The sequence below is a fragment of the Thalassospira indica genome (assembly GCF_003403095.1).
GTDB lineage: Bacteria > Pseudomonadota > Alphaproteobacteria > Rhodospirillales > Thalassospiraceae > Thalassospira > Thalassospira indica.
Window position 1 is genome coordinate 408,048 of the sequence record NZ_CP031555.1, and the last position, 22,912, is coordinate 430,959.

General features: G+C 54.7%; 21 protein-coding genes and 1 tRNA gene. 10 read left to right on the forward strand and 12 right to left on the reverse strand.

Annotation, left to right across the window (positions count from 1 at the left end; translation table 11 throughout):
• Positions 1–69 precede the first annotated feature (69 nt).
• Positions 70–2,901: a DNA polymerase I gene (gene polA, locus DY252_RS01965; protein WP_064787867.1), complete on the reverse strand. Its 2,832-nt coding sequence runs from the start codon at positions 2,899–2,901 to the stop codon at positions 70–72.
• Here polA and DY252_RS01970 point away from each other — a divergent pair.
• The 3 genes from DY252_RS01970 to DY252_RS01980 are packed head-to-tail and all read left to right on the forward strand — an operon-like array spanning position 2,900 to position 4,596.
• The gene (locus DY252_RS01970; protein ID WP_129542661.1) at positions 2,900–3,163 is read left to right on the forward strand and encodes a hypothetical protein; all 264 of its coding nucleotides are present in this window, start codon (positions 2,900–2,902) and stop codon (positions 3,161–3,163) included. The two genes, polA and DY252_RS01970, sit on opposite strands and share 2 nt — an antisense overlap.
• A gap of 39 nt (positions 3,164–3,202) precedes the next feature.
• Positions 3,203–3,964, forward strand: a complete 762-nt coding sequence (locus DY252_RS01975; RefSeq protein WP_129542662.1) for a hypothetical protein — start codon at positions 3,203–3,205, stop codon at positions 3,962–3,964.
• Between the two features lie 59 nt (positions 3,965–4,023).
• Positions 4,024–4,596: an alpha/beta hydrolase gene (locus tag DY252_RS01980; protein WP_064787865.1), complete on the forward strand. Its 573-nt coding sequence runs from the start codon at positions 4,024–4,026 to the stop codon at positions 4,594–4,596.
• Here DY252_RS01980 and DY252_RS01985 read toward each other — a convergent pair whose 3' ends face one another.
• From DY252_RS01985 to DY252_RS02005, 5 genes are all read right to left on the reverse strand, one after another.
• On the reverse strand, positions 4,597–5,886 hold the full coding sequence (locus tag DY252_RS01985) for a bifunctional folylpolyglutamate synthase/dihydrofolate synthase (protein WP_082923362.1): 1,290 nt from the start codon (positions 5,884–5,886) through the stop codon (positions 4,597–4,599). It abuts the gene before it with no gap.
• A 1-nt stretch (position 5,887) separates the two neighbouring features.
• Complete coding sequence (accD, locus tag DY252_RS01990) at positions 5,888–6,814, reverse strand: acetyl-CoA carboxylase, carboxyltransferase subunit beta (RefSeq protein WP_064787863.1); 927 nt, start codon at positions 6,812–6,814, stop codon at positions 5,888–5,890.
• A 55-nt stretch (positions 6,815–6,869) separates the two neighbouring features.
• Entirely contained in the window at positions 6,870–7,718 is an 849-nt protein-coding gene (gene trpA / locus DY252_RS01995) for a tryptophan synthase subunit alpha (RefSeq protein ID WP_064787862.1), read from the reverse strand.
• Complete coding sequence (trpB, locus tag DY252_RS02000; RefSeq protein ID WP_064787861.1) at positions 7,715–8,932, reverse strand: tryptophan synthase subunit beta; 1,218 nt, start codon at positions 8,930–8,932, stop codon at positions 7,715–7,717. Before trpB ends, trpA begins: the two co-directional genes overlap by 4 nt.
• A 147-nt stretch (positions 8,933–9,079) precedes the next feature.
• A complete protein-coding gene (locus DY252_RS02005) occupies positions 9,080–9,259 on the reverse strand; it encodes a zinc-finger domain-containing protein (protein ID WP_064788282.1) in 180 nt (59 codons plus the stop codon).
• A gap of 195 nt (positions 9,260–9,454) precedes the next feature.
• Here DY252_RS02005 and DY252_RS02010 point away from each other — a divergent pair, with 195 nt between their 5' ends.
• Positions 9,455–10,417 (forward strand): ABC transporter ATP-binding protein, encoded by a 963-nt coding sequence (locus tag DY252_RS02010; protein ID WP_064787860.1) that lies wholly within the window; start codon positions 9,455–9,457, stop codon positions 10,415–10,417.
• A gap of 89 nt (positions 10,418–10,506) precedes the next feature.
• Here DY252_RS02010 and DY252_RS02015 read toward each other — a convergent pair whose 3' ends face one another.
• Positions 10,507–10,794, reverse strand: a complete 288-nt coding sequence (locus DY252_RS02015; RefSeq protein ID WP_064787859.1) for a sll1863 family stress response protein — start codon at positions 10,792–10,794, stop codon at positions 10,507–10,509.
• Positions 10,795–11,106: 312 nt separating this feature from the next.
• Between DY252_RS02015 and DY252_RS02020 the strand changes: the two genes are divergently transcribed.
• The 5 genes from DY252_RS02020 (at position 11,107) to DY252_RS02040 (ending at position 16,069) form a co-directional block, all read left to right on the forward strand.
• Complete coding sequence (locus tag DY252_RS02020; RefSeq protein WP_064787858.1) at positions 11,107–12,048, forward strand: alpha/beta hydrolase; 942 nt, start codon at positions 11,107–11,109, stop codon at positions 12,046–12,048.
• Positions 12,049–12,195: 147 nt separating this feature from the next.
• A complete protein-coding gene (locus DY252_RS02025) occupies positions 12,196–13,932 on the forward strand; it encodes an adenylate/guanylate cyclase domain-containing protein (RefSeq protein WP_008888665.1) in 1,737 nt (578 codons plus the stop codon).
• Between the two features lie 150 nt (positions 13,933–14,082).
• A tRNA-Arg gene (locus DY252_RS02030) sits at positions 14,083–14,159 on the forward strand.
• A gap of 112 nt (positions 14,160–14,271) precedes the next feature.
• On the forward strand, positions 14,272–15,345 hold the full coding sequence (locus tag DY252_RS02035; protein WP_129542663.1) for a hypothetical protein: 1,074 nt from the start codon (positions 14,272–14,274) through the stop codon (positions 15,343–15,345).
• Positions 15,346–15,421: 76 nt separating this feature from the next.
• Positions 15,422–16,069, forward strand: a complete 648-nt coding sequence (locus DY252_RS02040; RefSeq protein WP_064787856.1) for a 5'-methylthioadenosine/S-adenosylhomocysteine nucleosidase — start codon at positions 15,422–15,424, stop codon at positions 16,067–16,069.
• 36 nt (positions 16,070–16,105) lie between these two features.
• On the opposite strand, the gene DY252_RS02045 is transcribed toward DY252_RS02040, so the two are convergent.
• From DY252_RS02045 to DY252_RS02065, 5 genes are all read right to left on the reverse strand, one after another.
• On the reverse strand, positions 16,106–17,773 hold the full coding sequence (locus tag DY252_RS02045; RefSeq protein ID WP_064787855.1) for a thiamine pyrophosphate-binding protein: 1,668 nt from the start codon (positions 17,771–17,773) through the stop codon (positions 16,106–16,108).
• Positions 17,774–17,999: 226 nt separating this feature from the next.
• A complete protein-coding gene (locus tag DY252_RS02050; RefSeq protein WP_064787854.1) occupies positions 18,000–18,554 on the reverse strand; it encodes a polysaccharide biosynthesis/export family protein in 555 nt (184 codons plus the stop codon).
• Complete coding sequence (locus DY252_RS02055; protein ID WP_064787853.1) at positions 18,555–19,757, reverse strand: outer membrane beta-barrel protein; 1,203 nt, start codon at positions 19,755–19,757, stop codon at positions 18,555–18,557.
• Positions 19,757–20,410 carry a sugar transferase gene (locus tag DY252_RS02060; protein ID WP_064787852.1) on the reverse strand — a complete coding sequence of 218 codons (654 nt, stop codon included), beginning with the start codon at positions 20,408–20,410 and terminating at the stop codon, positions 19,757–19,759. Before DY252_RS02060 ends, DY252_RS02055 begins: the two co-directional genes overlap by 1 nt.
• A gap of 196 nt (positions 20,411–20,606) precedes the next feature.
• The gene (locus tag DY252_RS02065) at positions 20,607–21,575 is read right to left on the reverse strand and encodes a DNA-binding response regulator (RefSeq protein WP_064787851.1); all 969 of its coding nucleotides are present in this window, start codon (positions 21,573–21,575) and stop codon (positions 20,607–20,609) included.
• 152 nt (positions 21,576–21,727) lie between these two features.
• Here DY252_RS02065 and DY252_RS02070 point away from each other — a divergent pair, with 152 nt between their 5' ends.
• Positions 21,728–22,912, forward strand: coding sequence for an EAL domain-containing response regulator (locus DY252_RS02070; protein ID WP_064787850.1), 1,185 nt, complete (start codon positions 21,728–21,730; stop codon positions 22,910–22,912).

Here is a 22,912-nt window from a genome sequence, read left to right on the forward strand (position 1 = left end):
CCGTTAAAAAAAAGCCCCCGCTGCAGAGTGTTGCAGCGGGGGCTTTTGCGTTTGATATACGCCTAAGTACTAGTGCGCGTCGGCCCAGCTATCCCCGATGCCGGCATCGGCAATCAGCGGCACCGACAGGTGGGCGGCGTTTTCCATGACTTCGCGGATGGTCTTGATCGCTTTTTCGGCTTCGTCTTCCGGGGCCTCAAAGATCAATTCATCGTGGACCTGAAGCAGCATGCGGGTTTTAAGCCCGGCATCCAGCAACGCGTTCGGGACTGCAATCATCGCGCGTTTGATGATGTCAGCCGCCCCGCCCTGAATCGGCGCGTTGATCGCGGCACGTTCGCCAAAGCTTCGGCGCATGCCGTTTTTGTCGTTGATGCCGTTGATATGGATATGGCGACCAAACAGGGTGCGGACAAAGCCGTGCTTTTTGGCGAATTCCTTGGCCTCGTCCATGTAATCGCGGATGCCGGGATAAATCTCGAAATAGGCTTCGATGAATTCCTTGGCTTCCTTCTGGGCGATGCCGAGCTGGTTGGCTAGACCAAAGGCCGAGATGCCGTAAATGATGCCGAAGTTGATCGCCTTGGCCTTGCGACGGACCATCGGGTCCATGCCCTTGATCGGGACGCCAAACACCTTCGATGCGGTTGCGGCGTGGATGTCCTCGCCGTTTTTAAACGCCTCGCGCAGGGCGTCGATCTCGGCCACGTGGGCCAGAAGGCGCAATTCAATCTGCGAATAGTCGGCAGAAATCAGTTTGTGACCGGGCTCGGCGATAAAGGCTGTGCGGATCTTCCGGCCTTCCTCGCTTCGGATCGGGATGTTTTGCAGGTTCGGGTCATTCGATGACAAACGCCCGGTATTGACGTTGGTTTGCCCGTAACTGGTGTGCACGCGGCCCGTATTGGGGTTGATATGGTGCGCCAGCGCGTCGGTATAAGTGCTTTTGAGCTTGGAAAGCTGACGCCATTCCAGAAGCTTGGCTGGCAGGTCATGGCCTTGGGCGGCAAGGGCTTCAAGCACATCTGCCCCGGTTTGCCATGCGCCGGTTTTGGTCTTTTTGCCGCCGGGCAGGCTCATCTTGTCAAACAGGATTTCGCCAAGCTGCTTGGGGCTGCCAAGGTTAAACGGCTCGCCCGCCATTTCGTGAATGGTTTCCTCAAGGGCGGCCATGCGTTTGGCGAAGTCTTCGGACAGGTTTTTAAGGATCTCGGCATCGACTTTAACACCGAGGCCTTCCATTTCGGCCAGAACCGGCACCAGCGGACGATCAAGCGTCTCATAGACGCTGGCCATATGTTCCTGCGCGATGCGGGGTTTGAGCAACCGATGCAGGCGCAGCGTGATATCGGCATCCTCGGCCGCGTAATCAAGCGCCTTGTCGAGCGGGACCTGATCGAAGGTGATCTGGGTCTTGCCACTGCCGCAGACATCCTTGAAGGAAATCGGTTTGTAATCCAGATGCAGCTCAGCCAGTTCATCCATGCCGTGCCCGTGGCTGGTGCCATCAAGCACATAGGAAAGCACCATGGTATCGTCCATGGGCGCGACCTTGATGCCATGGCGGGCCAGAACGATCATATCGTATTTCAGGTTCTGACCGACCTTCAGCACACCGGGGTCTTCAAGCAGCGGTTTGAGCAGCTCAATCGCGCGCTCAAGCTTGATTTGCTTCGGCGCGTCCTTGCTGTTGCTTGGGCTGTCGGCGGGATTGTCGCCAAAATCAAAGCCGCCCTGTGCTTCGCCACTGACATGACCAAGCGGGATATAGCAGCCATTGCCCGGCTCGGTCGAAAGTGAAACACCGACCAGTTTGGCCGTATGGGCATCAAGTGACGTGGTTTCGGTATCGACCGCGACGGTACCCAGATATTCGGCCTCGGAAATCCAGTGCTTTAGGCGGTCTTCATCCTGCACCAGTTCATATTCAGCCTTTTCGACCTTGATATCATTGACGCCAACACCGGCCGCCGTCGGGCTGTCAAATTCAACATCGCCGCCGAATTTCGACTTTACTTTAGAAATCAATGATTTAAAGCCGTGACTTGCGATGAAGCTTAAAAGAACTTCCGGATCGGGTTCACGCAATTCGAAGTCACCGAGTGGTTCGACTACCGGGACATCGGTTTTCAGCGTCACCAGATTGCGCGAAATACGGGCAAGCTCGGCATTTTCGATGAGTTTCTCGCGGCGCTTGGGCTGTTTGATTTCGCCTGCGCGTTCCAGTAGAGAATCAAGATCACCATATTCATCAATAAGTTGGGCGGCGGTTTTAATGCCAATACCGGGCACACCTGGGACGTTATCGACGGAATCGCCTGCAAGTGCTTGAATGTCAATGACCTTGTCCGGGGAAACGCCGAATTTTTCCAGAACTTCGGCAGCGCCGATGGTGCGATTCTTCATCGCATCAAACATTTGCACCCGATCGGTGACCAACTGCATGAGGTCCTTGTCCGAAGACACGATAATCACGTCAGAACCTTCTGCCTCGGCCTGGCGGGCATAGGTCGCGATCAGATCGTCGGCCTCAAAACCTTCAAGCTCGATGGAGGGCAGATTAAATGCACGGGTCGCATCACGGATCAGGCCAAACTGCGGTACCAGTTCTTCGGGGGGCGGCGGACGATGGGCCTTGTAGTCGGGATAGAAGTCGTTGCGGAACGACTTGCCCTTGGTGTCAAAGATCACCGCCATATGGTCTGGTTTGGTATCTTCGCGCAGCTTCATCAACATGGTGCAGAAGCCATAGACCGCATTCACCGGCGTGCCATCGGGGCTCGTCATCGGTGGCAGGGCGTGGAAGGCGCGGAAAATAAAGCCGGAACCGTCAACCAGAACGACGCGACGCGGGGATTTGTCGGCGGACGAACCGGTGCTGGACGGGGCGGAATCTGTCATGCGTCTCGTGCTCTTATACTCGTTAAAAGATTGGCCGGAAGAATGCCCGATCCCGGCCTGTAAGTCGAGTGCCGCCTGCCGTAAACAGGCAAAAACAACCAAGGCTGCTGACAGTTTTGCGCTTGCGAATGCCAAGGGTAAGCTTGCGCGGCCCAGATATCATTTCGAAACCATAACAATATTGCTAAAACCCTCATTTTCCGGGTTTTTTGGCATCATTCTTCTTTGTGCTTATCAGCTTGCCCCGGGATTGCTATGGTAGCGGATTACTTCATCCCAAGGGACATGGGAGAGCGGGTTCGTGGCCCGGAAAACGAGCAAGCCGGAATTTTTGCCAAAAGGCATCGGCGTCGAAACTGCAGGTCCGGCGCGTGAGCTTTCAGATGACATGAAGCTCGCCACCCGGAAAGGCAAAAAGCAGAAAGACCGTCGCAATGCGAACGGTGGTGGATGGCGCAGCTTTTTTAGCGTCACTGCATGGCTGCGCTTTATCCTGACCTTTGGCACTTTTGGCCTGATCGTCCATGGCCTGTTCGTTGTCTTTGGCATTTATGAACGCAATCAACGCCTTGCCAACTTTGATCACTTCGTCTTGTTGATCAAACTCGTGGTGTTTGTCGCGTTGATGTATCTATTCTATGCGATGCTGATGCATTACGGCCCGATCCGCCACAAGGTGCGTGGCATCTTCTTTCTGGCTTTGGCGCCGGTGGCTGCCCTTTGTATCTTCATGATCTATGGCGGCGGGATGATTTTTGGCAGTTTCCTGCCGGTGTTGCAGTTCCTGACCCTGACCGTCGGGGTGGGTGGATTTTTGCTTTATATTCTGGGCTACACCTGGATTACCGGGCGCAAGGTCAAACGCGAAGCTGCCAAACACGGTGATCCGGCCCAAGTTGCAAATGATGGCGATGCTGCGGGTGACAGAGGTTTGCCACCACTTGTCCAGGGCGATCGTCGCCGACAGAATACGGCGGGCAATCTGCGTTTGCGTCGTACAGATGGCGGTGATGGTCCGGCAAGGGGCTCAGCACGGCGCAAGATTGAACTGCCTGACGTTTGATTGCCCGACGTCTGATTGCATGTGTTCTGATGACCGATTTCTAAACGACGGAGGGCATCATGGCTGTGTTACGTGATCTGGTTTTTATCCACAGTGCCGGTCCGCAAGGCGGCAACAACGGCAGCACCGGACTGATTTCGCGGCTGGAAGAAGCACTTGGCGACAAGTTTCACATCATCGCCCCTTTGATGCCCGACCCGGAACGCCCGGACATAGATGGGTGGTTGGCCGAGATCGCAAAGACGGTTTCACAGGCACGATCAGGGGCCGTATTGATGGGCCATTCACTTGGCGGGTCGTCCATCTTGCAATATCTGGCGCGAAATCCGGAAATCTGGCGCGATAGCAATCGCTTTGCGGCGGTCTTTAGCATCGCTGCCCCGTTTTGGGGACTGGAAGACTGGGAAGTAACGGATTTTTCGCTGACGGAGGATGAGCAAGCTGTGCTCGCCGGGTGTAGACCAATGCATTTCTGTCACAGCAAAGACGACAAGATTGTCGGGTTTGCGCATTGCGAAACCTATTTACAGCACTTCCCGCAGGCAGATCAGATAGCGTTGAATGATGCCGGGCATGCCTTGTCAGACGGCGATATTATAGCACTGATTGAGAAAGTTCGCATATACGCTTGATCAGGCGTGTTTTTCCAGAACCAGGCCCGCAAGATAGAGCGAGCCCAAAATCAGCACCCGTTTCGTGGTGCGGCAGGCATCAAGAAGCGGGGTAATGGCTGCTTCGAACCCGTCACAGGAAAATGCCGGGGAAATGCCACTGGCAATTGCCGCATCGCGCAGGGTTTCTGGCAGATGTGCCTGATGTTCGCCAGGGATCGGGACGCCGGCCAAGGCGGTGATATGCGTTGCAAGCGGCTTCAGGAAGGCTTCCGCATCGCGGTTATCAAGCATGCCCATGATGACAACGGTATCGCCAGCGGGCTGGCGCGATAGCCAGTCGGCAATCGCCTCGGCCGCGGCAATGTTGTGGCCACCATCCAAAATCAGATCGCAGCCATCGGGCAATGCGTCACACAGCGGGCCTTTGGTAAGTTTCTGTAGCCGTGCGGGCCAGCTTGCGGTTTCAAGACCACGGGCAAGGATATTGGTATCCTTGCCGTCACAGCCACGAATTCCGGCCTTGCGCACGGTGGCGATCGCGGTGGCGGCATTGGTATATTGATGGCGTCCTGGCAGGGCAGGGTGCGGCAGATCGATCTGCTCGGTCCGGATGCGGATGGTAAAGCCGTCTTCGCGTTCCTGGGTGACCTCGAAATCATTGAAGATCGGGGCCGAAATGCGGTTGGCGTGACAGGCCAGCGTATTAAACGCCTCAAGGCTTTGTGGGGCTGTGATGCAGGGGACGCCGGTTTTCATGATCCCGGCCTTCTCGAACGCGATTTTGGCAATCGTGTCACCAAGGAAGCCCTGATGATCAAGCGAGATTGGCGTGATCACGGTCGCGGCGGGTTTATCGATGACGTTGGATGCATCAACACGGCCACCCAGCCCGGTTTCAAGCAACAGGACATCGGCCGGAACCCGCGAAAACGCCAGGAACGCCGCGGCCTGGGTAATTTCAAAGAAAGTAATCGATTCCCCGGCATTGACCGCCTCAACTTCTTCCAGAAGATCACAAAGGGCTTCTTCGGAAATCATCTGGCCGGCAAGGGTGATGCGTTCATGAAAACGCACCAGATGCGGGGATGTGGAGCAATGCACCCGAAGTCCCGCCGCCTCATAGATTGCCCGCAAATAGGCAAGGGTCGATCCCTTGCCATTCGTGCCGGCGATATGAATGACGGGGGGGAGTGAAAGGTGCGGATTGCCCAGCTTTTCAAGCAGCCGGGTAATCCGCCCTAACGAAAGATCGATGACTTTCGGGTGCAGCTTGCCAAGGCGAGCAAGGATTGCGTCGCTGCCCGCCAAGTTATTTATCCGCACTCGGAGTTTTGGATTTGGTCGATTTGGACTTGGCGTCCTTGATCGGCACCACAGCCGCACCCGGTTTGGTGCGACGGATCATATCGATCAGGCGGCCAAAGGTCGCGTTCAGTTCCGAACGCGGTACCACCATATCTACCATGCCATGTTCCAGAAGGTATTCGGCCGTCTGGAAGTCATCGGGCAGCTTTTCGCGGATGGTGCTTTCGATCACGCGGCGCCCGGCAAAGCCGATCTGTGCGCCCGGTTCTGCGATCTGGATATCACCCAGCATGGCAAAGGATGCCGAAACACCGCCGGTGGTCGGATCGGTCAGGAGCACGAAATAGGGCAGACCCTTTTCCTTGACCTTTTCAATCGCAGCCGTGGTGCGTGCCATCTGCATCAGGCTGAGAATGCCTTCCTGCATACGCGCGCCACCCGATGCCGGAACAACGATCAGGGCCGCATCCTGCACACAGGCAAGTTCAGCCGCTGCAACGATGCCTTCGCCAACGGCGATGCCCATCGATCCACCCATAAAGGAGAAATCGAAAACGGCAATCACGGTCGGATGACCACCGACTTCGCCATGGGCCACAGCCAGCGCATCCTTGAAGGTTGCTTTGGCCTGGGCGGCCTTGAGGCGTTCGGTATATTTTTTCTGATCGCGGAATTTCAGCGGATCGACCGGAACATTGGGCAGTTCGATGGTCTGGTACTTGCCACCATCAAACAGGGTTTCGAGCCGTTCCTTGGCGGAAATCCGCATGTGATGACCGCAATGCTGGCAAACATGATTGTTCTTTGCCAGATCGCGATGGAAGATCATCTGTTCGCAGGATTTGCATTTGTGCCAGAGATTTTCGGGCACATCAGTGCGGCGAACAAGTTTCTGAATCTTTGGACGGACGAATTCAGTCAGCCACGACATATCGGATACTGATCCTTGGTTCTGTCTATATCGGTTCTTTCAAACGCAGCGCCATCTATTTGCGCGCGTTTCGGACCCCGTTTGCAAGTTCACTTACAAGGCCGGTAACCATAGAGGCGGTCTTATCGGTGGCCTTGCCGTTTTCGTCAAGACTTTCGGCAATTTTTGATACGATTGCCGAACCGACGACTGCGGCATCGGCCTGTTTTGCCACGTCGGCTGCCTGGGCTGCGGTCTTGATACCAAACCCGACCGCAATCGGAAGATCGGTATGACGACGCAGGCGGCCCATGGCCTCCACAATCTGGTCATTGCTGGCCGATCCGGCACCGGTCACACCGGCAACCGAGACATAGTAAACAAAGCCCGAGGTATTCTGAACAAGTTTCGGAAGACGCTTGTCATCAGAGGTCGGCGTTGTCAGGCGGATAAAGGACAGGCCCTTTTCCACGGTTGGAATGCAAAGCTCTGCATCTTCTTCAGGCGGCAGGTCAACAACAATCAGGCCATCAACCCCGGCATTGCGCGCATCTTCAAGGAATTCGGCAACGCCATAGATATAGATCGGGTTGTAATAGCCCATCAGAATGATCGGCGTTTCGTGATCCTGATCGCGGAAGCCACGCACAATCGACAGGGTCTTGCGCATATGCATGCCTGCGGCAAGCGCGCGCAGTGATGCTTCCTGAATCGCTGGGCCATCGGCCATCGGATCGGTAAACGGCATGCCCAGTTCGATGATATCTGCACCGGCTTCCGGCAGCTGTTTGAGGATTTCAAACGAGGTTTCAGGATCTGGATCGCCTGCGGTGATAAAGGTTACCAGACCGGCACGGCCTTCTTCCTTGAGCTTGGCAAAACGTTTTTCGATGCGGTCTTTGCCGCCGATGATAGCGTCGCTCACAATTCTACTCCCAGTGCTTCGGCCACGGTAAAGATGTCCTTGTCACCCCGGCCGCTCAGACACATGAGGATGATCTTGTCTTTGCCCATTTTCGGGGCTTCTTTCATGATCTGCGCGATCGCGTGGCTGCATTCCAGGGCCGGAATGATGCCTTCGAGTTCCGAACAGAGTTTGAAGGCTTCAAGCGCCTCCTTGTCCGTGATCGGCTCGTAACGCGCACGACCGATATCCTTGAGCCAGCTATGCTCCGGCCCGATGCCGGGATAATCGAGACCGGCCGAAATCGAATCGGCTTCCTTGATCTGACCATCATCATCCATCAGCAAATAGGTGCGGTTGCCATGCAGAACGCCCGGCTTGCCAGCCGAAAGGCTTGCGGCATGTTTGCCGGTATGAACACCGTGGCCAGCCGCCTCGACGCCGACAACCTCGACACCCTTGTCATCAAGGAACGGGTGGAACAGGCCAATGGCGTTCGAACCGCCGCCAACCGATGCAATCACCTGATCAGGCAGGCGGCCTTCGGCTTCCATGATCTGTTTGCGCGATTCATTGCCAATCACCGACTGGAAATCACGAACCATTTCCGGATACGGGTGCGGGCCAGCAGCCGTCCCGATGATGTAGAAGGTATCTTCGACATTGGTGACCCAGTCACGCAGCGCCTCGTTCATCGCATCCTTGAGCGAGTTCGAACCGGAAACGACCGGTTTGACCTCAGCGCCCAGAAGGCGCATGCGGAAAACGTTGGGCGACTGACGTTCGATATCCTTCGAACCCATATAGACCGTGCAGGGCAGGCCAAAGCGTGCACAGACAGTCGCGGTCGCAACGCCATGCTGACCGGCACCGGTTTCGGCGATGATACGGGTTTTGCCCATGCGCTTGGCCAACAGGATCTGGCCGATGCAGTTATTGATCTTGTGCGCGCCGGTATGGTTAAGGTCCTCGCGCTTGAAATAGATCTTTGCACCGCCGAGTTCCTCGGTCAGGCGTTCGGCGAAATAAAGCGGGTTTTCACGGCCAACATAGTGACGGAGATAGTAATCCATCTCTTTTTTAAACGCGGGGTCTGCTTTGGCGTCCTTGTAGGCCTGTTCCAGCTCAAGGATCAGCGGCATCAGGGTTTCGGCGACAAAGCGTCCACCAAAATTGCCGAAATGCCCGTCCGGATCGGGCAGAGCGCGAAAGCTGTTAGGTGCAGAAGACGTCATGGAAGTTCCCCGTGGATTGGCCGTGATGGCGTTCACGACAGCATAGGCAGGTACAAATTAGGTGCCACTATATGGTCTGCCAGACCACCTGCTCGCAAGGACCGGCAGGGTCTGGCCCATACTGTACCTAAAAATGTGCGTATTGGATTAGTGGGCTGCGTGCTCGGCCAAGGATTTGTCGAAGATATATTTTTTCGAGCAATACGGGCAGACCACCTCGCCTTTTTCCTCAAGATTAAGGTAAACGGTCGGGTGCCCAAGGTGACCTTTTCCGCCGTCACAGGCAATATTTAGCGTGCCGACTTTGATTTCTTCGGTGATCTTCATATATCCAGTTCCAAGTTTGCCAGTTTCTGGCTTGTATGACCATCGGGATTGGCCGCGCAGCGTGGACAGCATTGACCCCGGTTTCCCGGGAATGATACCGATTGGGCATATTCAATCAATACTTCCGCGTGCGCATGGCGCCTCATGGTCTTAGCGCAAACAGGCGACGCGGAAAAGAGTGGAGATCACAGACATATGACTGCAATGCCCGACTATGCCATCGAAGTCGAGGGGCTGACAAAGGTCTATAAGGGGTCAAACGGCGAAAAACTCGCCCTTGATAACGTTTCGCTCAAGATCCCGCGCGGCTCGTTTTTTGCCCTGCTGGGCCCTAACGGTGCCGGAAAGTCTACATTTATCAACATTTTGGCCGGTCTTGTCACCAAGACCAGTGGTACGGCGAAAATCTGGGGCAATGATATCGAGACCCAGATGCGCGCTGCCCGTTGCTCCATCGGGATCGTGCCGCAGGAACTTAATCTGGATGCATTTTTCACCCCGCGTCAGGTGATGGAATTGCAGGCCGGCCTCTATGGCGTGCCGAAATCCGAACGCCGCACGGACGAGATTCTTGCCGCCATCGGACTCGCCGACAAGGCAGACTCGTACGCAAGGTCGCTTTCGGGCGGGATGCGTCGCCGTCTTCTGGTCGGCAAGGCGATGGTCCATACGCCGCCCGTTCTGGTTCTTGATGAACCGACGGCCGGTGTGGATATCGAACTGCGTCAGCAGCTTTGGGCTTACGTCAAGGAGTTGAACAAAGCGGGCGTCACGATTGTTCTGACCACGCATTACCTTGAAGAAGCCGAAGAACTCTGTGACGAGATTGCGATCATCAATCAGGGCAATGTCATTGCCCATGAAGACAAGCGCAGCCTGCTGCGCCGGATTGATCACAAGACGCTGGTTCTGACCGTGAACAACGAACTGAACGCTGTACCAGACGCCCTGTCGCCTTGGGGGGCAGAGCTTAAATCGGAAAACCAGATCGCGCTTCATTACCGCCCAAGCAACACCCAGATGGCGGAAATCCTCGAGGCGATCCATGGCTGTGGCCTTGCGATCAAGGATCTGTCGACCGAGGAAGGCGATCTTGAAGACATCTTCCTGATGCTGACGCGTGACAATAACAAGCAACGCGCAGGCAAAGCTGCCTGAAAAAGCGCGTACCAGTGATATTATGCAAAACCCCGCAGAAATACTTGCGGGGTTTTCTTTGATTACGGGCTTGATCTTGACCCGCTCGACTACTTGAACCTGCTAGAGGCCATCTTCATCGCGGCTTCAATCGAGTCCCAAGCGTTATCCATGCCAGCTTTCAGGTCCTGCCAGGCGGTATCGCTTGATTTTTGCAATTCTCGCAGCTTCTGCTCGGCCTCGTCTTGCATGGCGCGGAGCTCTTTGACTTGTTTATGATATTGCAGTTGTGCATCAGCTTCTGCCGCATCAGCCTGCGCCTTAAGCTTGTCAATCTGGGCACTCCACTCATTGAGTTGGGCTTCCAGTTTTTTCTCGTAAGCTTCTTTCATGCTCATGGTCGTATCCTTTCGTTGGAAAACGTGTGGAACGATCGATATGGCAACAAGGCAAAATACCCAATGTCTGCGTCTGTCATTGGATTAAAAAACCCGCTGAACCTGCTGTAGTTCTACTAGATTGGGCCGATTGGTTAAACCTTAAACCAGAATTTCCTCAATAACCCGTGTGCCTGATTGGAATCTGTAATGTGTGACAATACCTTGCGGGCGAACGCATTATAATCTTCATTGAGTGTCTGTGTTTCCTGCGTAGGGTTGGTCACCACTTTGTCACCGTGTTTTTTGCGCCCCGTTGTCCGCCTCTGTGCGATGTTGTTGTTTGCCGGGATGGTAAGTGCCTGTGCGCCAACCGTTCGCCCGGCGGGACCACCGATTGCCCAGACCGTGCTTGGGCCAGACGTTTTTGTTGCGGCTGATGGGATGGAGTTGCCGTTGCAAAGCTGGGGCAATCTTGAAGATCCCGATGCGGTGATCCTGGCGCTGCACGGGATGGGAGATTATGCCAATGCCTTTATGGAGCTGGGTGAACAGGTCGGCCCGAAGGGCATCGCGATCTTTGCTTATGATCAGCGGGGCTTTGGTCGTACGTCTGCCCGTCCGTTCTGGGCGGGCACGGCGAGCCTGGTCAATGATGCCAGCGATGCATTGACGCTGTTACGCGCCCGATATCCTGACACACCGATTTACCTTCTGGGGAATTCGATGGGCGGCGCGGTGGCGATCATTACCGCCGCAACCCGCGGGCATCTGATGGATGGCCTGGTTTTGGTGGCACCGGCAGTTTGGAACCGCGACATGATGCCATGGTATCAGACCGCGCCACTTTCGATCCTGTCGCACAGCCTGCCATGGTTGCCGCTGACCGGGCGGGGGCTTGATATCTGGCCGTCGGACAATATCGAAATGTTGCGTCGGCTGTCGCGTGACCCGCACATGATGTCTTCAGTCCGGGTCGATCTGCTTGCCGGTGTTGCCGATATCATGGATCTGGCGCGCGTTCGGGCCGGGGATATATCTTTGCCGACGCTTTTGCTGTCGGGCATGCAGGATCAAGTGATCCCGCCTGAGGCCGTTGCGGCGCTTGATGATGAACTGTCCAGCCTTGGTCTGCCTGTCTATCATCGCTGCCTTTATTCGACAGGGTATCACATGTTGTTGCGGGATCTGAACGGGCCGGTGGTGATCGAGGATATTCGGCGCTGGGTTGTCGATAGCGAGGATCGGAAAAATTATTCCTGCACCAGCAACTGATTGCTTTTTGACCCTCAATCAATGATCAGGTAGCCTTTTTTAAAGAGTTGCAAGGCATTATGCAGGTTGTCGAACCGCTGTTTCGTTCCGATATGCCAAGCAGCAATTGATGATGCACCATCACTTAACCGGAGGATCAGGACCGGCATGCTAAGGACCATTCGGGCGAAGTTCCTGGGTGTCGCGGCCTTTTTTGTCGTGTGGCTCGTTGTGGCCACCGGTTTCTCCGTGATCCAGTCCCTTGGCATCAATGGCGATCTTGAGGCGGTGTCGCGTTACGTCACGCCGGTCAAGGATTCCCTTTCCGATGTGCGTGCGCGCCAGCTTGAACAGATTTCGCTGATTGATCGTTACATGCGGGTGGTCGAAAGTGACGGACCGCAGACATCGCTTTTGAATGGCATCGAGATCGAAATCGAAGCCAAACAAACCCAGATCGAACAGGCCTTCCGCAAATCCTTTACCTTTGCTGCCCTTGGTCGGGCGCAGGCATCCGGTCACTTTGACGAGGGTGTGCTGTTTGATCTTGATGTGCGCATGCGGGAATTCGCCGATGTATCGGCACAGTTTTCGTTGGGCGTTGAACGCCTGCTTGATCAGGTGCGGGCAGGTAATCTTGCCGATGCCCGGTCACAGGAAAACACCGTGCGCGGCCTGCATCGGATTATTGTGCTCAACCTGCGCAATGAAATCCGGCTTCTCGAAGACTACGCCGCGCAAACGGTTGAGAACGTTTCCAAGCGCGAAGACTTCCTGATCCAGGCCGAATTCATCATGATGCTGGCGGCCGTCATTATCGGGATTTCGTTGGCCTATTACATGGCGCATGCGGTGGTGGTTGCCGTGCGCAAAACCACGAGTGCGTTGAATTCCATTCAGTCGGGCAAGCTTGATACCAAGCTTGAATTCAGCTCCAAGGGTGATTTTGGCCGGTTGGCTGATGCCTTTAACCGCATGACGCGCGAACTCCGCGTGCGGTTCAGGATGCGCGAACGCTTTGGCAAATATGTCGACCCCAAGGTCATCAACAACCTGATCAATCAGGAAACAGCACTCGAGAATTCCGAAAAGCGCGTGATGACGGTCAGTGTTGTCAATCTGACGGGGTTTGACTGGCTGGCCGAACATACGCCGCCGGAAAAGCTTGTTGATTTCCTCAATGACTATCTGACGGCGATGACCGAACCGATTGCCAATCAAAGTGGGATTATCGACAACTTTGTCGGCGACCGCGTGATCGGCTTCTGGGGTCCGCCCTTCTGCGGCGAAGGGGCCCATGCCAAACATGCCTGTCAGGCCGCCCTTGAACAGGTCGCACGCTTTAACGCGCTTAAGACCAAATATGCCGAACTGATCGGCGATCACGGCCTTGAAATCCGTGTTGGCATTGCAACCGGCGAGGTCGTGGTGGGGTCCATCGGCACAGACAAATCACGTGCCTATACCGTGGTCGGCGATTGCGTGAACTATGCCAACCGCCTTGAAAAGGCCAACCGGGTCTATGGCACGCAAATTCTGGCTTCGCACGAAACGGCCAGCATGGCGTCGGGTGAGGTCGAGATGCGCGACCTTGATCATGTGGTGCTACTCGGTACCGAAAAAGTCGTTTTCCTGTACGAAGTACTGGCGCAGGGCGGGCAGCTTTCCGAAGAACGGCGTGAATGGCGCAGCAAGTACGAAACCGCCATGGCGCATTACCGTGACGGCAATTTCGATGCGGCCCGGCCGCTTTATGAAGAAGTCATCGCGTTTGATGACAGCGACTTTGCCGCACAGCTGATGATGAACCGGATGGAGCGCCTTGAGCGGCGCGAACAGGACCGCGAATGGGATGGCACCTGGGTGGTGCGTGACCCGTATGAACGCCGCGATGTCGAAAGCTGATTGCGGCTATGCCGCGCCAAGGTTACCTTAACCGGTGTCGGTGATGATTGAGGCCACAAACGGGTTCGAAAACCCTTGCCCGTTCAGGCCAAAACCTGTATCACCCATCGCACTCGGGCCACATATTTCAGTCATGGCCCCACATATTGCGCACCCGTAGCTCAGCTGGATAGAGCGTCGCCCTCCGAAGGCGAAGGCCACAGGTTCGAATCCTGTCGGGTGCGCCAATTTTCAATGGACGACCCCACCTTTACTTTAGCTCATTAAGAGTTGATCCTCACCGATCATAGCGGTCACGATAGTTTGAAGGTTGTGTAGGTATCTTCGAGGACAACGGTCGTGACAGTTATATCAGCGTTCAACGTGGGCGGAGTTCCGGTAATAGTCGGTGACAGCCTTATCACTACCTCTGAGCCAGGTGTGGTTTCAAAACCAGTGCCCACGGCAGAAAAACTGCCGCCATTAAAGCAGGCTATTTCGGGCTTTTGCCGGAAAGTTCATATATTGGATAACAAGTTAGTTGTGGCTTGGGCTGGCAGCAAATTTCGTGCTGAACAATTACTACCTGATTTAAAAAGATTTATTAGGAGAAAAGGGGTCAAAAACCAGAACCTGATTGATTTTTTTAAAAACTACGTGTTTCGGGAGAATGTGGGTAAAGAACTTCGTGTCTTGGGATGGATTGTAGAAGAAAGCCCACGGCCTTTTTGGTGGTCTAGTTACGGGAAAGAGGTTTTCTTTGATGAGGAAGAAACTGAGGGGAGTGGCGCCGAGGGTTTTTTAGGTTTTTTAAATAATAGAGGGACGACAGCAAGTGGTGATGGATTTTCCCAAGTTGAAGAGGCATATGTCTCTTCACTTGCCACTATATCGAAGTTGTTAACCATAGAAGCAAGGCATGGAATTCCTTTGCAGCAGGGCTTCGGTTTTTGTTACGATATCGTCGTTTGGGATAAATATCGTTTTAAAAACATTCCAAGCTATACTCAGTTAAATATTGATTTTTCATTTGATACAAAGTCAAAAAGTGGAAGGCTTAATTTCGCTCAACCTGTGTTGATTTACAAGTCATTTGGTCAGTTTGCGGAATTCAGTGCTGTGCGGTGGTCGGATAAACAAAATGCAAACCTTTCCTTCTCGATGTCTGGGTTGGAGCCGACAATTATACCGCCTGTCTGGGAGGTCCCAGAAATCCCGAAACCAAAGAAACCAAAATTTCATTCAAAGTATATTTGTGTCTTTTTTAATGTTGTTGATGAATTGGGTAGATCATTCATCGCTCCGTATTGCATTAGTGATGAGGCGAAAAGAGGAGATGGCGTCTGGTTAACTAAACAGGGTTCAAAAGAGGGTATCGAGCTAAATACTTCTCTTATCGAAAAAATGCATGCCGCCGTATTTGGTGGATCGTAAAATTCGATATTGGCTTATGCAAAGAGAAATATCTTATATAGCTAACGTAATAAATTTATCTAAATGGTTCTGAGTAATGCGCGGCTACCTTCACAATCTTTCTGGTCATAACGTGCTGTTTTGTATGGCGGCACCGGCGGAATATGGCGATCACCTCAAGGAGCGGTTTACGCCCTTGATGATCGGGGTTGGGCCGGTGGAGGCTGCGATCAATCTGACCGCGGCACTGACCGAATTGAAGCTGTCGGATGATTTGCCCGATCTTGTGGTGACATTGGGATCAGCCGGATCGCGCACGCTTGAACAGGCCGAGGTTTATCAGGCCGTTTCGGTATCGTATCGCGATATGGATGCATCGGTTCTGGGTTTTGAGAAGGGCTGCACGCCGTTTGTCGATTTGCCCGCCGAGATCGAGATGGCGTTACGCATTCCCGGTATCCCCGAAGCGCGGTTGTCGACCGGGGCCAATGTGGTGTCGGGTGCGGCCTATGACGTGATTGATGCCGACATGGTCGATATGGAGAGTTTTGCCATCCTGCGGGCGTGCCACAAGTTTGATGTGCCGCTGATTGGTTTGCGCGGGATTTCCGATGGCAAGGAAGAGCTTTCCAAGCTCTCGGACTGGACGGCCTATCTGCATGTGATTGACCAGAAATTGGCCGTTGCGGTCGATGCCCTGAAAGCAGGACTGGAAAGCGGCGAGATCGGCATTCCCGGACGCTGATCTCGCTTATTGCATTTTCCAAACAATTATGCGGTCTTAGGTGCCCGTGCGGATCTGATCAAGGGTTTTGATCGGGGTAAGCGCCTGTGGATCAACCTGGATTTCAAGGATGGCCGGTTTTCCTGAGGCGACTGCGCGGTCGAAGGCGGGGCCGAAATCCTCGGTCTTTGTGACGGTTTCACCGTATCCGCCAAACGTCTTGGCGTAGGCGGCAAAATCCGGGTTGTGCAGTTCGGTGCCTGAAACGCGGCCGGGATAGTTGCGTTCCTGATGCATGCGGATGGTGCCAAACATGCCATTATTGACCACCAGCGTGATGATATTGGCGCCATATTGCACGGCGGTGGCAAATTCCTGCCCGTGCATCAAGAAACACCCATCACCGGCAAGACAGACCACCGGGCGATCCGGATGGGCGAGCTTGGCTGAGACCGAAGCCGGAAGCCCATAACCCATCGACCCTGATGTTGGCGCCAGTTCGGTGCGATATTCGCGATAGCGGAAGAAACGATGCAAAAAGGCGGCGTAGTTGCCCGCCCCATTGGTGACAATCGCATTATCGGGAAGTTTTTCACGCAGTTCCGCCACCACATGCGCCATTTTGACATCGCCCGGTGTTTCGACCGGGGTGGAAAAGGCGATGTAGTTGGCGTGTGCTGTTTCGATCATCTCGTCGCGGGCGCTACCATCCACCGGCTCCATCATGGCGATGGCGCGCAGGAAGGATCGCTGCGATGCATTGATCGCGACATCCGGGCGATAGACCCGGCCCAGTTCATCCGGGCCGCTATAAACATGGACCAGTTTCTGTTTCGGGCAGGGGATTTCCAGCAGGCTATAGCCGCTGCTGGTCATTTCCCCCATGCGCGATCCGACGAGGATCACAAGATCACTGTCCTTGATGAGCTCGGCCAGCTTCGGGTTGATGCCAATGCCGACATCACCAATGAAGTGGCTATGGGTGTTGGGGATATAGTCCTGACAGCGGAAACTGGTCGCCACCGGTACATTGTTACGAACTGCAAACGATTTAAGGTTTTCAGTCGCTTCACGGGTCCAGCCACCACCACCAACGATCATGACCGGCTTTTCGGATTTCGCAAGAGCGTCACGGAAACGAGAGACATCTTCAGGTGCTGTTTTGGCTTCAATCGGGACGTAGGGCTTGGCATCAGGTACTTCGGCGCTTGAAGACAGCATGTCTTCAGGAAGCGCCAACACCACCGGGCCGGGGCGACCGGATGTCGCGATGTGATAGGCGTGGCTGATATATTCCGGGATGCGGTTGATGTCATCGATCTGTCCGACCCACTTGGCAAGCGGTTCAAACATTTTGCGGTAATCGACTTCCTGAAACGCTTCGCGATCAACCATGTCACGCCCAATCTGCCCGACCAGCAGGATCATCGGCGTGCTGTCCTGATGGGCGACATGCACGCCGGCTGATGCGTTGGTTGCACCGGGGCCACGGGTGACCATGCAAATGCCGGGTTTATTGGTCAGCTTGCCATAGGCCTCTGCCATGATGGCGGCCCCGCCTTCCTGACGGCAGATGATCGGATCGATGTCGGGATGATCGACAAGCCCATCGAGCACTGCGAGGTAACTTTCGCCCGGAACAAGAAAGACGCGTTCGGCCCCGTGCAGGGCCAGTTGATCGACCAGAATGCGTCCGCCATGGCGCGTTTCTGTTTTCCCGGACATGTTTCGTGAACTCCGTTGCGTGGGGCAAAATCGTTTTAGTTTTTATCTGTTTGCCATCTCTTGATGGCGTGAGCGCGATTTCATCATGGAAAACAGGCGCAGGTAAAGATGGTTGATCCAGAAAATAGCGGAAAATCCGACGATATATGGAGCAGTTCTAAAACCCCTGCGTTCTGAACGAAAATGCACAGTGGATTGTGCTGGAAAGCCGCTATTTTGCAGTGATTTAGAAGTACCTTTCGGCCACGCGCACGATGTCGCCGGGCATGACGATGGTGGCGAGCGTTGCCGGGATAACGACGCGCGACGCGTCATGACCACGCAGGATTTCGATGTCATCCTCATCCCCGCGATAGGTCAGCCCGCCACCGACCGCGATGGCATTGAGCACATTCATGCCGGGCACATAATCATAGGATCCCGGTTGATTGACTTCCCCCATGATGAAAAACGGGCGAAAGGCGATGATTTCGACAGCAATATCGGGATGACGCAAATAGCCATCCAGATAGGCGTCATGGATTTTCTGGCGCGCCTGATCTGTGGTGAGGTTGCGCACGCTTACCGGCCCGATCAGTGCTAGGTTGAGCCGGCCCATGGCATCAACCTTGAATTCGCCCGACAGGTCCGGTTCGCCAAACACCGTGACCCGCACCGTATCGCCGCTGTCCATGACATAGATGGTCTGTGCCTTTGCCGTTACCATCATTGCGATCAAGGCGAGCATAGTGATCAGTACGGTGCGCAAGCCATTGAACAAGCGTGGCTTTGGTGTGGTCATTTACATCTCCAGCTTGAGGCGGATGTGGCTTTGCAGGCGTTCATAATCTTCACCCGCGCTGTTTGAGTTTCGCTGGTCGTAGGCGAGGCCACCCTCGATCCGGGCAAGGCGATTAAGTTCATAGCGAATGCCAACTCCAAACCGACTGGTGTTGTCACGCCGCGTGGTCTGTTGGAAGGTTTCTGCGCTATAGTCAGCACTGAGTGAAACGGTCAGTCGCCGGCGCAGTTCATGGGAAATACCTGCTCCTGCCTCAAAGGCCAGAATGCCACTGGCGCCGGTCTGCGTCGTTTCGCGCACAGTGCGCGCGGCATTGAACGCGATATTGGTCAGGCGGGTGACCGACCAGTCGAAATCGCCGCGCAAGGTATAATCCCCGATATCGCCAAAGGCCGGGTCGGCATAGGTTTGGTTCATCCAGCCTGCCGCCAGATCGGCCGTAATCAGATCGGTCAGATCAAGGCGAATGCCGCCCAGCACTTGATAGCCGGCTGAATCGCGGATGCGACCACCATCATCGGGGGTGCGGTCATATTGTCGCTGGTTAAACGTGACTTCGCCGTACGCCTCACGCCCAAGATCAAGCGGCCACAGAATGCGGAGCGTCTCGCGCAGTTCAAGGCGATCACGATCATCATTGCGGATGAGTGATCCGTTGCGCGCGGTGCTGTCGTCAAAATCAAGACGGCGAAGTGCAAACTGTGATTCGTAATGAAGGCCGTTGGTCATATGGCGACCGCCAATCTGGGCGCTGACATCACGGTAAATCACGGGCTCTGTGGCACTGGTCGGGACATCGTTACTGCCGCGTGGGTCATGGGCGCGTTTAAGCTGAACCCCGCCTTCAACGGATGTCGCACCGAGATCGAGGCTGCCCGCAGTGCTGAGCTCAATGTCCTGATAGTCATCACTAGATGAGTTGGCAAAAAAGCCAAGCTCGCCACCGGCGGCGAGATGCAGGCGAAAAACCCGCCAATCGCCCTGCAGGGTCAGGCGCGGGGTCAAGGTTGTGATGACATCTGCGGTCGGATTGGCATCGCTTTGAAATATGTTGCTGTCATATCGCGTGCCGAATTCAACCGACGGGGTTGCCAAAATTCGGCCAAGACGAATGCCACCAGCGTCATCGGGGTTTTCCATTGCGGCGGCGGGGGCCACGACATTTGCACAGAGCAGTGCGGCGGACATCACGAATTTACGCATTACACCAGCCGCCGGTCACGATCAAGACAGGGTTTGAGCGCGCGGTGGGGCTGGCGTTGCGCCCGATATCGCGCCTGCGTTCTGAAGGGCAGGGCAATCGTGCGGATCAGAATGGCGCAATCAAACAAAGGGGTTTGGCGGCGGATATATTCAAGATCGCAGGCAATGCGCGCCTGCAAGTGATCATCGCTGAAGACCGGGCCGCGCCAGCCCTGAATTTGCGCCCAACCGGTCATGCCCGGCTTTATCGCAAGCCGGGCGGCATAATCGGGAATGCGTTGGGCAAATCGATGGTGATCGGCAAGACTGTGCGGCCGCGGCCCGACCAGCGACATATCGCCACGCAGCACATTGATGAATTGCGGCAATTCATCAAGTCCGGTGATACGCAAAATGGAACTGAGCGTTTCTGCAAATCGCAAGCCGCATGCAGAAAGTGGGCGGCAGGTGCGATCGCGTAAAGTCCGGAACTTGAAAATGACAAAGATCCGACCCTCAAGGCCTACCCGTTTTTGCAAAAACAGCGGATTGTGAAAGCCAGATCCGAACAGCAAGACCGCAATGATCATCAGAACAGGGAAAAGCACCAGCAACCCGATCCCGGCAAACAGAATATCGCATGTCCGTTTGACAGATCGGTTATGGTCGGACATCGACCGATGACAGGCCCAGGACGGTTTTGACGACGGTTCTGATGTGTCGCTATGTCCAGTCAACTCCTGTGCCCCACCCCAGCATTCAAGACCCTGTGCTTATTAACTCAGGGTAGATGTATTGGCGGCGTTTTCAAGTTTTTATGGTGTGGGTCTTTGGTCGGATGACGTTGTTTAAGCACTAATTTACAGTGCGTTAGCGCAAGGACGGAATACTTGAAAGCACCGTTTTCATCAGTTGCGGCTGTCGGTTCACACCGGTTTTCGAGAAGATGGTCTTAAGATACGTCCGTGCCGAAGAATGCGAGATTCCGACCAGTTCTGCGGCCTGATCAAGGGCCAGCCCCTCGGCCAGTTTTTGGGTCAGTTTGGCTTCGGATCGGGTCAGGCCAAACAGATCCATCAGATCGTCAACCGCTGGCGGGCGCTGCTGGGCCGGGTCGACCAGAATGATCATGAAGCTTTGTTTGCCATCGGCTTTTTTGGGGACCCGGCGAATAAGAAGCGACAGCTTTTCACCGTCACGTTCAAGCGAGAAGCTCTGATGGCTGCGTGGAACGGTTTTGCCCGGCGGCACAAGAAATTTCGTCAGACCTTCCGGGCTTGGGTCAATGATCAGGCGTCCCTGCGGGCCGGACCGCACCAGTGAAGACCGCCTGAGAACCTCGGCACCCTGTGAATTGAGATGCAAGATGGTCAGGGTCTCGTCAACCGCAATCACGCCCAGCTCAAACAGATCGAGAAACTCGGTCGGCAGGGTATCTTCAATTTGGCCAAGACGGCTTTTGATCTCGGTTTCGATGTCATCAAGCATCGTTTCAAGCATGGTTGGTTTGGGATAAAAGCGAAAGACGCCGATTTCATTGACCGCCAGCAGTGCTGATTGCAGATCGGCATATCCCGTCAGCATCACAATGATCAATTCCTTGCGGGCTTTGCGCAGTTCGGCGGCAAGTTCAAGGCCGGTCATGCCCGGCATGTGGATATCAAGGATGACTGCCGAAACATCCGGATCGGCGATGATGGCATCACGCGCGGCAATCGGGTCATTGACAAAGACCCCCTCCCAGTCCGGGCGCAGGCGGGCAAAATTGCGGCGATGAGACGACAGAAGATTTTCGTCATCATCGACAAAGGCAATCCGGACCGTCTTTTTGGCCGTCATCAAAAGCGCCCTCCACAAATGGGGATATTGGAGAAAGGTAGTCTGACACTAATCTGCGAACGTTCAAAGCTCCGCTATTTGTATAGCACGCATTCAGGCGGGGCTGTCTTGAGAAGATTACCGCGGTGATCGCGTTCCGGAGATGTCCATTTATGGATCAGGTTGATAAACAACGGCCCGTCATTCTGATGGTCGATGATGATGAAAAGTTGCTGGCTGCGGTACGTCGTACCCTGTCGGGCTGCTTTGAATTCGTCACCCATACAGACGGGCAGGCTGCACTGGATTGGCTGGCGCAAAACCGCGACCGGACCGACCTGATCATTGCCGATCTGGTGATGCCGAACATTGACGGCATTTCCTTTCTCAAACAGTCAGCGCGCATGGCACCCGGCATCAACCGGATGTTGTTGTCTGGTAACGTCTCCAGCCTGTCGCTGCGTGAGGCGATCAATCAGGCCATGGTGACACGCGTTCTGGCCAAGCCGGTATCGGTCGCCGTCCTTAAGGAAGCGATTGACCGTATTCTCAATACCGGCGTGGTGGTTAAAAAGGTTTCTTCGGGCCCAACGGCCCTGATGGTCAACAACGCCATTGATCGGGCAGATTTCCACACCGTCCTGCAGCCGCGTTTTCGTGCAAGCGACCTTGGCTTGTGCGGGGCAGAGGTCCTGTGTCGCATGCCATCTCTTGAAAAGGAATTTGGCATCGACGAGATCATCGAAGCCTCTCAGGACAATCCGGTGATCAACCGTCTTGGCAGTCAGTTGATGGCCATCATGATTGATCAGGCACCGCGCTATCGTGCGCTTATGGGCGATCAGGCCAACCTTGCGGTCAATCTGTCATTGTTTTCTCTGAAGACACCGCAATTCTTTGAGCTGCTCATTCGCTTCTATGAAAAGATGCGGATGCGCGGGGTGACCGTGTCCTATGAAATTCCCGAACGCCAATTGCTGTCCAACGATCTTGAGATGCTGGCAAATGCCACGCGTTTGCGCGAACGCGGTATCGCGCTTCTGATTGATGATTTCGGATCGGGGAACAATTCGCTTGATCTGTTGCGTCAGGAAGTCTTTGCCGGCATCAAGCTTGATCGCGATCTGGTGCGTGGCACCATGACAGATTTTCTCGATGATGCCTTTGTTGAATGGATTGCACAGGTCTGCTCGAAAATGGGTCTTTCGATTTCCGCCAAGGGTATCGAAAACCCCGGTGTGGTCGAAAGGCTGCGGGTATACGGGATTACAGAACTGCAAGGTTTCCACCTTGGTGTACCGGTGTCACTCGAAGAGTGGGAAGAAACCGCAATCACACCCCTTCAGGCATCTGGCTGA